The sequence below is a fragment of the Hyphomicrobium sp. LHD-15 genome (genome assembly GCF_031157355.1).
Taxonomy (GTDB): domain Bacteria; phylum Pseudomonadota; class Alphaproteobacteria; order Rhizobiales; family Hyphomicrobiaceae; genus Hyphomicrobium_C.
On record NZ_JAVIFT010000003.1, the window covers coordinates 45,944 to 59,891 of the forward strand.

General features: G+C 63.4%; 6 protein-coding genes. 4 read left to right on the top strand and 2 right to left on the bottom strand.

Annotated elements, in window-relative coordinates; translation table 11 throughout:
- The first annotated feature begins 3 nt into the window (after nucleotides 1-3).
- The 4 genes from RCO24_RS12435 (at nucleotide 4) to lpdA (ending at nucleotide 7,999) form a co-directional block, all read left to right on the top strand.
- Complete coding sequence (locus RCO24_RS12435) at nucleotides 4-2,385, top strand: molybdopterin cofactor-binding domain-containing protein (protein WP_308962506.1); 2,382 nt, start codon at nucleotides 4-6, stop codon at nucleotides 2,383-2,385.
- Nucleotides 2,386-2,548: 163 nt separating this feature from the next.
- The gene (gene aceE / locus RCO24_RS12440) at nucleotides 2,549-5,221 is read left to right on the top strand and encodes a pyruvate dehydrogenase (acetyl-transferring), homodimeric type (RefSeq protein ID WP_308962508.1); all 2,673 of its coding nucleotides are present in this window, start codon (nucleotides 2,549-2,551) and stop codon (nucleotides 5,219-5,221) included.
- A 60-nt stretch (nucleotides 5,222-5,281) separates the two neighbouring features.
- The gene (locus RCO24_RS12445) at nucleotides 5,282-6,559 is read left to right on the top strand and encodes a 2-oxo acid dehydrogenase subunit E2 (protein WP_308962510.1); all 1,278 of its coding nucleotides are present in this window, start codon (nucleotides 5,282-5,284) and stop codon (nucleotides 6,557-6,559) included.
- Nucleotides 6,560-6,565: 6 nt separating this feature from the next.
- Nucleotides 6,566-7,999: a dihydrolipoyl dehydrogenase gene (gene lpdA / locus RCO24_RS12450; RefSeq protein ID WP_308962512.1), complete on the top strand. Its 1,434-nt coding sequence runs from the start codon at nucleotides 6,566-6,568 to the stop codon at nucleotides 7,997-7,999.
- Between the two features lie 53 nt (nucleotides 8,000-8,052).
- On the opposite strand, the gene RCO24_RS12455 is transcribed toward lpdA, so the two are convergent.
- Both RCO24_RS12455 and gcvP read right to left on the bottom strand, forming a co-directional pair.
- A complete protein-coding gene (locus tag RCO24_RS12455; protein WP_308962513.1) occupies nucleotides 8,053-10,854 on the bottom strand; it encodes a TonB-dependent hemoglobin/transferrin/lactoferrin family receptor in 2,802 nt (933 codons plus the stop codon).
- A 233-nt stretch (nucleotides 10,855-11,087) separates the two neighbouring features.
- Nucleotides 11,088-13,940 carry an aminomethyl-transferring glycine dehydrogenase gene (gene gcvP / locus RCO24_RS12460; RefSeq protein WP_308962514.1) on the bottom strand — a complete coding sequence of 951 codons (2,853 nt, stop codon included), beginning with the start codon at nucleotides 13,938-13,940 and terminating at the stop codon, nucleotides 11,088-11,090.
- Nucleotides 13,941-13,948 lie beyond the last annotated feature (8 nt).

The window sequence follows — 13,948 nt, forward strand, 5'->3', positions numbered from 1 at the left end:
GCCATGTATCACTTCATCGAGAAAGAAATACGATCCACGCAAGGCAACGTTACCTCACAGGCTCTCATCGAGAACGTGAGCCGACGCAGCTTCCTCGGCGGCGTGCTGAAGACCTCCGGCGTGGTGCTTGCCCTGCAGGTTGTCCCAGGCGGCGCAGCCGGCGCCTTTGAGTCCTATCCGACGGGTGCCGCTGGCATGCCGCGCGGCGTGGTCAACGATCCGCACGTCTTCGTCGCCATCGATGCGGACGGCGTCGTCACCATCGTCGCGCACCGCTCCGAGATGGGAACCGGAGCCAAGACCAGCCTGCCCATGGTCGTTGCCGACGAGATGGAGGCTGACTGGTCTCAGGTTCGCGTCATCCAGGCTCCCGGAGACGAGCCGCGCTACGGCAACCAGGACACCGACGGCTCGCGCAGCGTTCGTCACTTCCTCCAGCCCATGCGCGAATGTGGCGCCGCGATGCGCTACATGCTGGAATCTGCAGCCGCCGCCAAGTGGGGCGTGGACCGCTCGCTCTGCAAGGCGAAATTGCATCACGTCGTATTGCTGGAGAAAGGCAAGACAGCCGGCGAGATGGTCGAGACCAAGACCCAGCTCGGCTTCGGCGAACTCGCCGCAGCGGCGATGAGCCAGCCTGTTCCCTCACGTGACAAGCTCGCATTCAAGCAGCCGAAAGACTTCCGCTACATCGGCAAGGGCACGACCCCGATCGTCGATCTCCACGGCATTACGGTCGGCACGGCCCAGTATGGAGCCGACGTACGCGTGCCCGGCATGAAGTATGCGGTCATCGCCCGTCCGCCCGTGGTCGGTGGAAAGGTCAAGAAGTATGACGCTACCGCAGCGCTGAAGGTGCCCGGTGTCGAAGCCGTCCACGAGATCGAAGGCCACGCTCCGCCCGCCAAGTTTCTGCCCCTCGGCGGTATCGCCGTCGTCGCACGATCGACGTACGCCGCCATGCAGGGCCGCGATGCGCTGGTGATCGAGTGGGAGGACGGTCCGCATGCGGGCTACAATTCCGCCGCCTTCCGCGAAGAAATGACCGCAACGGCCGCCAAGCCCGGAAAGGTCATTCGCAACCAGGGCGACCCCGACGCCGCGTTCGCTGGCGCTGCGGAGGTGTTCACCGCCGATTACCACCAAAGCCACGTCGCTCAGGCATCGATGGAGCCGCCGGTCGCGCTTGCCCGCATTTCCGACGGCAAGATCGAGGTCTGGGCCCCGGCTCAAAGCCCCTACGGCGCACGCGAGGACATCGCGAAGGCGTTGGATGTGCCGATCGAGACTGTCACCGTCCACGTAACGCTGCTCGGCGGCGGCTTCGGTCGCAAATCGAAATGCGACTACATGATCGAAGCCGTGCAGCTCTCGAAGAAGCTCGGTGGAACGCCGGTCATGTTGCAGTGGACACGCGACGACGACTTGCGTCACGCCTTCTACCACACGACATCCGTCGAGCGGATCGAGGCCGCCTTGGACAAAGCGGGCAAGGTTGTCGGCTGGCGCCATCGAACGGTCGCACCATCGATCCTGTCGACCTTCGCCGCCGACAGCGGCTACCAGTTCCATATCGAGTACGGCATGGGCTTCGCCGACATGCCGTTCGAGATTCCGAACATCCGCTGCGAGAACGGGCAGGCCTTTGCGCACACGCGCATCGGCTGGTTCCGTTCGGTGTCGAACATTCCGCGCGCCTTTGCCGTGCAGTCGTTCGTCGCTGAGCTCGCCCACAAACTCGGCCGCGACCCCAAGGATCTCCTGATTGAGCTGATCGGATCGGACCGCAAGATCGATCCGAAGTCCTCAGGCATGCCCGAGGACTTCTGGAACTACGGCGAGCCCTATGCCGAGTTCCCGATCGATACGGCGCGCCTGAAGAATGTCGTCGAAGTCGCCGCCGAGAAAGCCGGTTGGGGCAAGAAGCTGCCGCCGAAGCAGGGGCTCGGCATCGCAGTGCATCGCTCGTTCGTCTCGTACGTCGCCATGGCGGTGCGGGTCGAGATCGACGCCAACGGCATCATCCGCGTGCCTGAAGTCACGGCCGCCATCGACTGCGGTTTTTACATCAATCCGGAGCGCATCCGATCGCAGATCGAAGGCGCGGCGGTGATGGGCATGTCGACGGCCCTCTACAGCGGCATCACCTTCAAGGATGGCCAGGTGGAGCAATCGAACTTCAGCGACTTCGAAGTCGCGCGGATGTCGAACTTTCCGCAGAAGGTCAACGTGCACATCATCGAGCCGACGTCTCCGTCGCACCACGCGACAGGCGTGGGCGAGCCGGGAGTGCCGCCATTCGCGCCAGCCCTGTGCAACGCGATCTTCGCGGCCACCGGCAAGCGCCTCCGCAGCCTTCCGACCGGAGAAAAACTCGATGCGTAGGTAGCAACAACGCATCGCTGGCATCTCTCCCCGAAGGGAGCGACACGCCACACTCATAAAAAACCAACCGCGGCGCGAGCCGCGATCTGCCGAGACCATCACGCGGAGCAGCTGAAGCTGCTCCGCGAACGCGAGCGCATGCGAAACCGAAGGCTTTCACACCATGGACGACAAACCCGACGACAGAGGCCTGGAAAAGCGGGAATGGGAGGAGGCGATCTCGTCGGTCATCGCGTTCGACGGCACGCGTCGCGCCGATGAGCTTCTGACCAGCGCCGTCGAAACCGCCCGCCGCTCGGGCGCCAGCCTGCCGTTCGCCGCCAACACGGCTTACGTCAACACCATCTCGGTCGATCAGGAGCCGAAGCACCCAGGCGTGCGAGAGGTCGAGCACCGCATCCGCTCGGCGATCCGCTGGAACGCGGCGGCCATCGTCTTGCGTGCCAACAAAACCTCATCCGAGCTCGGCGGCCACATCGCGAGCTTCCAGTCCGCGGCAACCCTCTACGACACCGGCTTCGAGCACTTCTGGCATGCGCCGTCTGAAACCCATGGCGGCGATCTCCTGTTCATTCAAGGACACTCGTCTCCCGGCATTTACGCGCGCGCCTTCCTCGAAGGCCGCCTCAGCGAGGAGCAGCTTCTGAACTTCCGCCAGGAGGTGGATGGCAAGGGCATTTCCTCCTATCCCCATCCCTGGCTGATGCCAGATTTCTGGCAGTTTCCGACCGTCTCGATGGGGCTTGGCCCGATCATGGCCATCTATCAGGCACGCTTCCTGAAATATCTGCACGGCCGCAGCCTCGCGGACACCGACAACCGCCACGTCTGGACGTTCTGCGGCGACGGCGAGATGGACGAGCCGGAGAGCCTTGGCGCGATCGCACTCGCCGGACGCGAGAAGCTCGACAACCTGATCTTCGTCGTCAACTGCAACCTGCAACGGCTCGACGGCCCGGTGCGCGGCAACGGCAAGATCATCCAGGAGCTGGAGGGTGTGTTTCGCGGCGCCGGATGGAATGTCATCAAGGTGATCTGGGGCTCGACCTGGGATGAGCTGTTCGCACGCGACACATCCGGCAAGCTGCGCGAGCTGATGGAAGAGTGCGTCGACGGCGAATATCAGGATTTCAAATCCAAGGATGGCGCCTACATCCGCAAGAACTTCTTCGGCCGCTACCCGGAAACCGCGGCCATGGTCGCCGATTGGACCGACGATCAGATCTGGAAGCTGACCCGCGGCGGCCACGATCCGTCCAAGGTATTCGCCGCTTACAAAGCCGCCGTCGAGCATCGTGGCCAGCCGACCGTGATCCTCGCCAAGACCGTCAAGGGCTACGGCATGGGTAACGCCGGCGAAGCGCAGATGATCATCCATCAGCAGAAGAAGATGGAGATCGACGCCCTGCGTCAGTTCCGCGATCGCTTCCAGGTTCCGGTCGAAGATGCAGATCTCACAAATCTGCCGCTGATCCGCTTCCCGGACGGCTCGGAGGAAATGAATTATCTCCGCACGCGGCGCGAAGCCCTGGGTGGCTATCTGCCGGCCCGGCGGCAGCGCTCCGAAAGCTTGCAGGCGCCTCCATTGTCGGCCTTCGACGGCCAGCTCAAAGGCAGCGCCGGGCGCGAGATCTCGACCACCATGGCCTTCGTGCGCCTTCTCTTGACGCTGCTGCGCGACAAGACGCTCGGGCCGCGCATCGTGCCGATCGTGCCCGACGAGAGCCGCACCTTCGGCATGGAAGGCATGTTCCGCCAGTTCGGCATTTTCAGCCAGGTCGGGCAGCTTTATCGGCCGTCGGATGCCGGCGAGTTGAGCTTCTACAAGGAGGATCGCCAAGGCCAGATGCTGCAGGAAGGCATCAACGAGGCCGGCGCCATGTCATCGTGGATCGCGGCCGCGACGAGCTATTCGACCTCGAACGTGCCGATGATCCCGTTCTACATTTTCTATTCCATGTTCGGCTTCCAGCGCATCGGCGATCTCGCCTGGGCGGCGGGCGACAGCCGCGCGCGCGGCTTCCTGATCGGCGGCACGTCGGGCCGTACGACCCTCAACGGTGAGGGGCTGCAGCACGAGGACGGCCACAGCCACCTGATGTCGGCGACGATCCCGAACTGCGTCTCTTACGACCCGACCTACGCCTACGAGCTGGCCGTGATCATCCAGAACGGCCTCACCCACATGATGGAGCGGCAGGAGGATGTCTTCTACTACATCACTGCGCTCAACGAGAACTATGAGCACCCCGCCATGCCGGAAGGCGTGGAGGACGGCATCATCAAGGGCATGTACCGCCTCAAGGCGCGAGCGACCGACACTAAGAAGAAGAGTGGCCACACCGTGCAGCTCATGGGATCTGGCGCAATCCTGCGCGAGGTCATCGCGGGCGCCGAGCTTCTGGAAAAGGACTTCGGCATCTCCGCCGACATCTGGAGCGTGACCAGCTTCACCGAGATTGCGCGCGACGCACAGGCCGTGGAGCGCTGGAACCTTCTCAATCCGCTGGAGCAGCCGCGCGTGCCCTACGTAACCCAGCTTCTCAGCGAGCACGGATCTGGGCCTGTGATCGCCGCGACCGACTACATGAAGGCGTTCGCGGAACAGATCCGCGCCTTCGTACCGGGCACCTACCGCGTGCTCGGTACCGACGGCTTCGGCCGCTCCGACTATCGGCGCAAGCTGCGCTTCCACTTCGAGGTCGACCGGCACTTCGTTGCCGTCTCCGCCCTCAAGGCGCTGGCCGACGAGAACAAGATCCCCTCGACACGGGTCGCCGAGGCGCTTGCCAAGTACGGCATCGATCCCACCAAAGCCGACCCCGTAAAAATCTAGGCCGCTCCCGCGCCGCAAAGCAGCCGCCGCAGCAACTGCGGCCGTAAGGATAAAAGCTCAATGTCCATGATCGACGTGAAGGTTCCGGCCATCGGCGATTTCGCCAATGTGCCCGTGATCGAGGTTTTGGTGAAACCGGGCGACAGCGTGAAGGCGGAGGATCCGTTGATCGCGCTCGAATCCGACAAGGCAACAATGGAGGTGCCTGCGCCATCTGCGGGCAAGGTCGCCGAGATCATCATCAAGGTCGGCGACAAGGTGAGTGAAGGCAGCCTGATCCTCAAGCTCGTGCCGGAAGGCGGCGCCACGAGCGCGCCGGGAGCGAGCAGCGCGCAAGAGCAGCGCAAAGAGCCTTCTCCGACGCCGCAACACGCACACGAGGTCGGCCCTTCCGCCCCATCGCCGCACGCAGACGCCAGTACGCTCCCCGTTGCCATCGACTTCGGCGGTGTTCTCGCCAGCCCCTCCATCCGCCGTTTGGCGCGCGAACTCGATATCGATATCGCCAAGATTAAAGGCAGCGGTGCGAAGGGGCGCATCACCAAGGAGGACGTGAAAGACGCACTCGGCGGCGGATCTGCTCCGGGTGCGGGATCGGGCGCCGGCATCCCCGCCATCCCGCAGCAGGACTTTTCGAAGTTCGGACCCACGACCATGCAGCCCCTGTCTCGTCTGAAGCGGCTCTCCGGGCCGCACCTCCATCGCGCATGGCTTAACGTTCCGCACGTGACCCACACTGATGAGGCCGACATCACCGATCTCGAAGCCTATCGCAAAGAGCTCGACAACGAGGCGAAGCTCAAGGGTTACCGGGTCACGCTGCTGTCGTTCCTGCTGATGGCATGCGTCGGCGCGCTGAGACAGCATCCGGAGTTCAACGCCTCGCTGACGCCCGAAGGCGACGCGCTGATCCTCAAGAACTATTACAACATCGGCGTTGCCGTCGACACGCCGGACGGCCTCGTGGTGCCGGTCATCAAGGAGGTCGATCGCAAACGCATCCTTGAACTCAGCCAGGAGCTATCGACCGTGTCGCAGCGCATGCGCGACGGCAAGATCGCGCCTGCCGATATCCAGGGCGGCACCTTCTCCATCTCGAGCCTCGGCGGCATCGGCGGCACCAACTTTACGCCCATCGTCAATGCGCCAGAAGTCGCGATCCTCGGCGTCGTGCGCGCAACCACGCGCCCGGTGTGGACCGGCGACACGTTCGTTCCGCGCCTGATGTTGCCGCTCTGCCTCTCCTACGATCATCGCGTCATCGACGGCGCCCTCGCCGCCCGCTTCACCCGCCGCCTCGCCGAAATCCTCTGCGACGTTCGCCAGCTGGTACTCTAAGATCCAATGACAAAAGCACCCGATATCGAAACCGAAATCCTCGTTCTCGGCGCAGGACCCGGCGGCTATACAGCCGCGTTCCGTGCCGCCGATCTTGGCCGCAAGGTCGTGCTCGTCGAGCGCGCCCCCGTTCTCGGCGGCGTGTGCCTCAACGTCGGCTGTATTCCCTCAAAGGCCTTGCTGCATGCCGCCAAGGTCATTGAGGAAACCCATGAGATGACCGCCGCCGGCCTCAGCTTCACTGCGCACGCACCCGATCTCGACAAGCTGCGCGGCTGGAAAAACGGCATCGTCGGCAGGTTGACCTCGGGGCTCTCCGCCCTCGCGAAGCAGCGCAAGGTGACAGTGGTCACCGGCACCGGACGCTTCGTGTCTCCTCGCGAGATCGACGTGACACACGACGGCAAGACGAGCCGGATCTCGTTCGAGAAGGCCATCGTCGCGGCAGGTTCCGAGCCGGTAAAGCTGCCCTTCGTCCCGAATGCGGACCCGCGCGTTCTCGACTCCACCGGAGCACTCGACCTTGCGGACATTCCGAAGCGGCTGCTCGTTATCGGCGGTGGCATCATCGGCCTCGAGATGGCGACGGTCTACCACGCCCTCGGCAGCCGCGTGAGCGTGGTCGAGCTGATGGACCAAATCATTCCCGGAGCCGACCGCGACATCGTCGCCCCGCTGATGAAGCACATCAAGGCACGCTACGAGGCCATCCACCTCACCACCAAGGTGACAAAGGTCGAAGCGACGACCGCGGGCCTGACCGTCACCCTTGAGAGCGCCGAGCAAAAACGAACCGAAACCTTCGACAAAATCCTCGTCGCCGTCGGCCGCGTCCCCAACGGAAAGCAATTGGGCCTGGAGGCATCCGGCGTCAGCGTCGACGCGCGCGGCTACATTGCGGTCGACCGGCGGATGTGCACCAACGTCCCGCACATCTTCGCCATCGGCGATGTCGTCGGCCAGCCGATGCTCGCCCACAAGGCCGTGCACGAGGGCAAGGTCGCAGCCGAGGCCGCTGCAGGCCTCACATCCTCATTCGATGCGCGCGTGATCCCATCGGTTGCCTATACCGATCCCGAGGTTGCTTGGGTTGGGCTAACCGAGAGCGACGCGAAGGAGAAAAACATCGCCTACGGCAAGGGCAGCTTTCCATGGGCCGCCTCGGGCCGCGCGCTGTCGCTCGGACGCGACGAGGGCCTGACCAAAGTGCTGTTCGATCCCGAAACGCATCGCATCCTGGGCTGCGGCATTGTCGGGCCCAATGCCGGAGACCTCATCGCGGAAGCCGCACTCGCCATCGAGATGGGCGCCGATGCAGCCGACATCAGCGCGACCATCCACCCTCACCCGACGCTGTCGGAAACGTTCGCCCAGGCTGCGGAAATGTTCGAGGGCACCATCACCGATCTGATGCCGCCCAAACGACGCACGGGAGGCTAAGTCACCGCAACGCAAAAAAGCGGGGTGCCGATAAGGCGCCCCGCTTCGGCTCATCAGAACTTGAGCTGGAAACTCGCGGTCGCGGTGCGACCGGGAGCCAGGAACAAGCCTCCGGCCGGCACGTAGCGCTGGTCAGTGATGTTATCGACCGAGACCCGCAGGGTCGTGTGCTCGTCAAATCGGTACGAGCCGTAGAGATCCCAGACCGAATAGGGATCGGTCGAATCCACCACGACCAAATCGCTGCCGATGGTCACCACCTGCCGCGTCTGCGTCGGCGTGGTATAAGTGTAACGTCCACCGAGCGTCAGCCGCTCGTCAAAAAAGCGCAGGCCCGCATCGACCGTCAGCTTGAACTCGGGCGGCACGTTGCCCGCCACCGCGAACACATCGCCATTGGTGGTAGTCGTGCCATTGGAAAACAGCTCCGTCTTCTTCGCCCACTCGGTATCGAGCCAAGTCGCCGCTGCGCCCACGTAGGCGACACGCATATCGTAGTTGCCTTCGAGCTCGATGCCGCGCATCGTCGTCGGGCCGTCCATATTGACGAAGCTCGAATAGGTGCGGGTCGAGACATCGTCCGTGTAGATTGTGCCCATGACGATGTAGTCGTCGATCTCGCGGTGGAAAGCCGCCGCTTTCACGCGCAGGGTATCATCGTCACGGATTACTCCGTTGCGGCTGATGTTGGCACCGATCTCGAAGGTCTCGCCAGTTTCCGGACGCAAGCTGACGTTCGGTGCGAACGCAGTACCCACCGCATCTCCCGGTGTCCCACCCATAAGGAAAGATTCAAGAATGGTCGGCGGCCGGAAGCTCTGGCTGTAGCTCGCGTAGGGACGGAACCAGTCGACCGGCTTCAACTCGATGATCGCTGACGGAAGCCACGCACCGTCTGTACGGTCGATATCGAGTTCATATTCCGGATAGGTGGTAACATTGGTCGTCGTGCCGGCCACTTTAACGGAGCCCGCATTGTACCAGATAAGGCCGACAGCCTCGCCTACCGCACTGAAGGTAGCGCAAGTGCTGGCTCGCTGTGAAGCTGTGACGGCTCTCCCACTTCTAGGGTTGATTCCGGTATCACAAATAGCTCTGCGTAAATTGTAAAGATCGACGTTGTTGACCTGCGCCCAGGCTCCCCAGGTGGTAACCGCCTGGGCAAGTATGTCGGGTGTGCTCGTTGAGGTGGTACGCGTGTCGTAATAGCTTGGTGTGCCTTTGAGCCTCGACCAGTCGTAGCGGACACCGCCCGAAAGCGTGATCCAGCTCGCAGGCTTCAGCTCACCGTTGAAGAAGCCGGACGCCACGTCGCGCTGTCCGGGCGGATTGAAGGCCGTGTAGCTCGTCTCCCACAGCGGATTTTCCGCAATGGTCTCGCTGGTCGCCGACGAATTCGCCTTGTCGCGGAACGCCTCGGCACCGTAGTTGAGCGTGAGCCCGCCGAGTGCCGTCTCGATGCGGCTCGTATTCTCCAGCGTGCCACCGAAGCTCCTGTGGTCGAGATCGAGAAAGGTGTCCGGCGGCTGGCTCGTAGCCCCTCCGCTTCGGCGCGAATCGCGCAACTCATCGGTCCGCGTGTCGTTGAGCCAAAGGGTCGCCTTGGCCTTGATCAGCTCGGACGACGGATCCCAGTCGAACATCGCTGTCACCGTATCGGTGAGGACATCCTGGTGGTTGCCCACATCATTATAGTTGGCGTACGAGAACCCCAGATCCTGACGCATCCACATGATCGACGCCTTGAAGTCCTCACGATTGTCGAACTCAAGCTGTAGCAGAGATGACCAGGTATCACGGCCGAGCGAGTTGTTGAACGCGTAGGCATCACCCTCCTTGCCGGGCTCATACTCTCCGACCTTGAGCTTGCTGAAGCCACCGGTCAGCGCCAAGCTCTCGCTGATCCGCACCGCCGCCAGCGCCGAGCCCTGGAAGTCGTATTCGTTGGTGCCGCGCAGCATGTTGATCTCGACGCCCGTCGTCGCGCCGGGCGCGATCAAGTCGTCGGCGCCAATCGTACGGAACGCAACACTGCCGCCGAGCGAAGCGGCATCGCCCGCCTTTGCCCCCGTCGCTTTACTGATATCCACCTCGCGGATGAACGCGCTGTCGACAAACGCCTGCCCTGAGTTCGACTGGTAGCTGCCAGAGCCGGCGCCGAAGCTCATGCCACGCTGCGCGTTCAGGCGCGCACCGTTGAGCGAGACGACGACGCGTCCCGAATCCTGAAGGCCGCGAATGTTGGGCGAAACTGTCGGGAAGCTGCCGTTACCCTCACCCGCATAGACGCCCGCCGCATTGGCCAAGAGATCGCGCGTATCGCGCGTCGGCCGCGCCTGGATCGCTTCGCGCGTGACGACGCTCACAGAAGCCGGTGTCTCGTAGACCCAATCCGGCGTTCCCTGGTAACCGGCGCCGGTCGCGCTGCCACCCACATCGATGGTATCGAGCGCAATCGCACCCGGCAGCGTCGCAGCCTCGCTGCTGCCGCCGGCCGAGCCCTCGATCACCACCGTCTTGGCGCCAGTCATCTTGAACGAAAGCCCCGTGCCGGCAAGAATTTGCGACAGCGCCGCATCCGGCGATAGCGTGCCGTTGACACCTGACGTCGTGAGGCCGGCCGCCACCGACGGCACGTAGCTGACTTGAACACCCGCCTGCTTTCCGAAAGCAACGAGCGCGGCCGAAACTGACCCTGCAGGAACCGAGAAGCTGCGTTGCTTGCCCGCCGGGGCTTGCGATGTTTGCGCCAAAGCGCCATGGCTCGGCGCCAAAGATGACGACAGCGCCACGGCCGCCGCAAGTGCATGGACCCAGGCGGCACGCCCCTCGCCGCCTCGTCTCGAACTACGCATTCCTGAACTCCCCACGCCAGCATCAATCGAGCTGGGCGCGCCGCTCCCCCCGGTTGCGGCACAGCCCATAATGTCTCGACGGAACGGCGTGGGAAATTTCTACAAAAAAAGTCGTGAATCTTTGGGTGCGTCAAATCGTACGCGAAGCGGGCAGCCAAAACCTCACGACCGCTCCGGCTGCAGCTTCCAACAATCTGCGGTCTGATGTCCGCCACCACGCGCTCAACGCGCGGTCATTCCGCGGCTTTGACGTAGCTCTCCATTGGCGGACAGGAACAAACGAGGTTCCGGTCTCCATAGACGTTGTCGACGCGATTGACCGGCGGCCAATACTTGTCGACGCGGAACGCCCCAGCCGGGAAGCATGCCGCCTCGCGCGAATAGGGCCGGTTCCAATCGCCGATCAGGTCTTCGACGGTATGCGGCGCACCCTTGAGCGCATTGTTCTGCTTGTCGGCACGACCCTCGGCGATAGCCTGCGCCTCGTCGTAGATCGCGAGCATCGCGTCGCAGAACCGGTCGAGTTCCGCCTTGGTTTCGGATTCCGTCGGCTCGATCATCAGCGTACCGGCAACCGGCCAGCTCATCGTCGGCGGATGAAAGCCGCAATCGATGAGCCGTTTTGCGACATCATCGACAGTCACACCCGCGCGCTCCAGCAAAGGCCGCGTATCGACGATGCATTCGTGCGCGACGCGTCCGCCCCTGCCCTTGTAGAGCACGCCATAGGTGCTCTCGAGCCGCGTGGCGATGTAGTTCGCGTTGAGAATGGCGACACGCGTGGCCTGCGTGAGACCGGCACCACCCATCATCAGGCAATAGCTCCACGAGATCGGAAGGATCGACGCCGACCCGTAGGGCGCCGCCGAAACCGTCATCGCGTTGCCGCCGGTCTCGGGATGGCCGGGCAGGAACGGCGCGAGATGCTGCTTGACGCCGATCGGCCCCATACCGGGACCGCCGCCGCCATGCGGGATACAGAACGTCTTGTGCAGATTGATGTGCCCCACGTCGGCGCCCACGTCGCCCGGCCGCGCAAGCCCGACCAGCGCATTGAGATTGGCGCCGTCGAGATAGACCTGCCCGCCGTTGGCGTGCGTGATCGCGCAGATATCCGTCACGGTCTCTTCGAAAACGCCGTGGGTCGAGGGATAGGTGATCATCGCGGCCGCAAGCGCGCCGGCATTGGCTTCGGCCTTCGAGCGGAAATCGTCGAGATCGATGTTTCCGTTCGCATCCGTTGCGACAACGAGCACCTTCATGCCGCACATCGAAGCCGAAGCCGGATTGGTGCCATGCGCCGAAGCCGGGATGAGGCAGACGTTGCGATGGCCCTCGCCGCGGCTCTTGTGGTAGGCGCGAATGGTGAGCAGCCCCGCATATTCTCCCTGCGCGCCCGAGTTGGGTTGCATCGAAAATGCGTCGTAGCCGGTGATGCGGCACAGCTTGTCGCAAAGATCCGCGATCAGCTCGGCGTAACCGCGCGCCTGATCGGCCGGCACGAACGGATGGATCTCGGCGAACTCCGGCCACGTGATCGCCAGCATCTCCGCCGTCGCATTGAGCTTCATCGTGCACGATCCCAGCGGGATCATGGCGCGATCGAGCGCGAGGTCGCGATCCGCAAGCCGGCGCATATAGCGCGTCATCTCGCTTTCGGCCCGGTTCATATGGAACACGGGATGGGTGAGATAAGCCGAATGACGGATCAGCGCCTTCGGCAGGCGGTACTCCGGATAGGCGTCGCGATAGACGAGATCATAGCCCCCGAACGCACGCCACACCGCTTCGAGCGTCGCCGGCCGTGTCCGCTCGTCGACGGTGATGCCGATCCGATCCGTGCCGACCTTGCGCAAGTTGACGCCGTAGTCCACGGCGTTCTTCATGATAAGCCCTTGATAGGGCCCGACGCCAACGGTGATCGTATCGAAGAACGCCTGCGGGCGAATGTCGAAGCCCAGCGAAGCGAGCCCCTCCGCCAGCCGCGCTGCCTTGCGATGCACGCGCTCGGCGATCGCCTTGAGGCCCTTTGGTCCATGGAACACCGCATACATCGAGGCAATGACGGCGGGCAGAACCTGCGCCGTACAGATGTTCGATGTCGAGCTTTCGCGCCGGATGTGTTGTTCGCGCGTCTGCAGCGAGAGCCGATAAGCCCGGTTCTTGCGCGCATCGATCGAGACGCCAACAATCCGCCCCGGCAGCGAGCGCTTGTAGATGTCCTTGACAGCGATGTAGGCCGCATGAGGTCCGCCATACCCCATCGGCATGCCGAACCGCTGCATCGACCCCACCGCGATATCGGCGCCCATTTCGCCGGGCGGCTTGAGCAGCGTGAGCGCCAGCGGATCGGCAGCAACGATAGCGAGCGCTTTGGCCGCGTGTAGGCGCCTGATCACCTCCGAGAAATCGTGAAACGCGCCGCTGACGCCGGGATACTGGAACAGCGCGCCGAACACGCGCTCAGGATCGAGATCCTTGAACGGATCGCCGACGATGACATCCCAGCCCAGCGGCTCGCCGCGCGTTTTAACGACCGCAATCGTTTGCGGCAGGCACTCCGCGTCGACGAAGAATGCCGTCGCCTTCGATTTCGTCACACGATGCGCAAGCGCCATCGCCTCGGCCGCCGCCGTCGCTTCGTCGAGCAGCGAAGCATTCGCGACATCGAGCCCCGTCAAGTCAGACACCAGCGTCTGGAAGTTGAGCAGCGCTTCCAGCCGCCCCTGGCTGATCTCCGGCTGGTACGGCGTATAGGCCGTGTACCACGCCGGGCTCTCCAGGATGTTGCGTTGGATGACGGGCGGCAGGATGGTGCCGTGATAGCCTTGGCCGATGAGCGAGGTCAGCACGCGGTTCTTGTTGGCCGTCTCGCGCAGATGATCGAGCCCGCCTCTTTCCGACAGCGGCTTGCCGAAATCCAGCGGCTCGGCTTGTCGGATAGCCTGAGGCACGGTTTCGGCGATCAGTGCGTCGAGACTTTGCACACCCAAGACCCTAAGCATCTCCGTCATCTCCTCAGGCGAAGGCCCGATGTGACGGCGGTTGGCGAAGTCGTAAGGCTCGTAGCTGCCCGGCAGGGTCATGAAATCTC

Bases quoted from the DNA above. Each gene is read 5' to 3' on its own strand.
- RCO24_RS12455 (WP_308962513.1), bottom strand. From the start codon at position 10,854: ATGCGTAGTTCGAGACGAGGCGGCGAGGGGCGTGCCGCCTGGGTCCAT.
- RCO24_RS12445 (WP_308962510.1), top strand. From the start codon at position 5,282: ATGTCCATGATCGACGTGAAGGTTCCGGCCATCGGCGATTTCGCCAAT.
- gcvP (WP_308962514.1), bottom strand. From the start codon at position 13,940: ATGACCCTGCCGGGCAGCTACGAGCCTTACGACTTCGCCAACCGCCGT.
- aceE (WP_308962508.1), top strand. From the start codon at position 2,549: ATGGACGACAAACCCGACGACAGAGGCCTGGAAAAGCGGGAATGGGAG.
- lpdA (WP_308962512.1), top strand. From the start codon at position 6,566: ATGACAAAAGCACCCGATATCGAAACCGAAATCCTCGTTCTCGGCGCA.
- RCO24_RS12435 (WP_308962506.1), top strand. From the start codon at position 4: ATGTATCACTTCATCGAGAAAGAAATACGATCCACGCAAGGCAACGTT.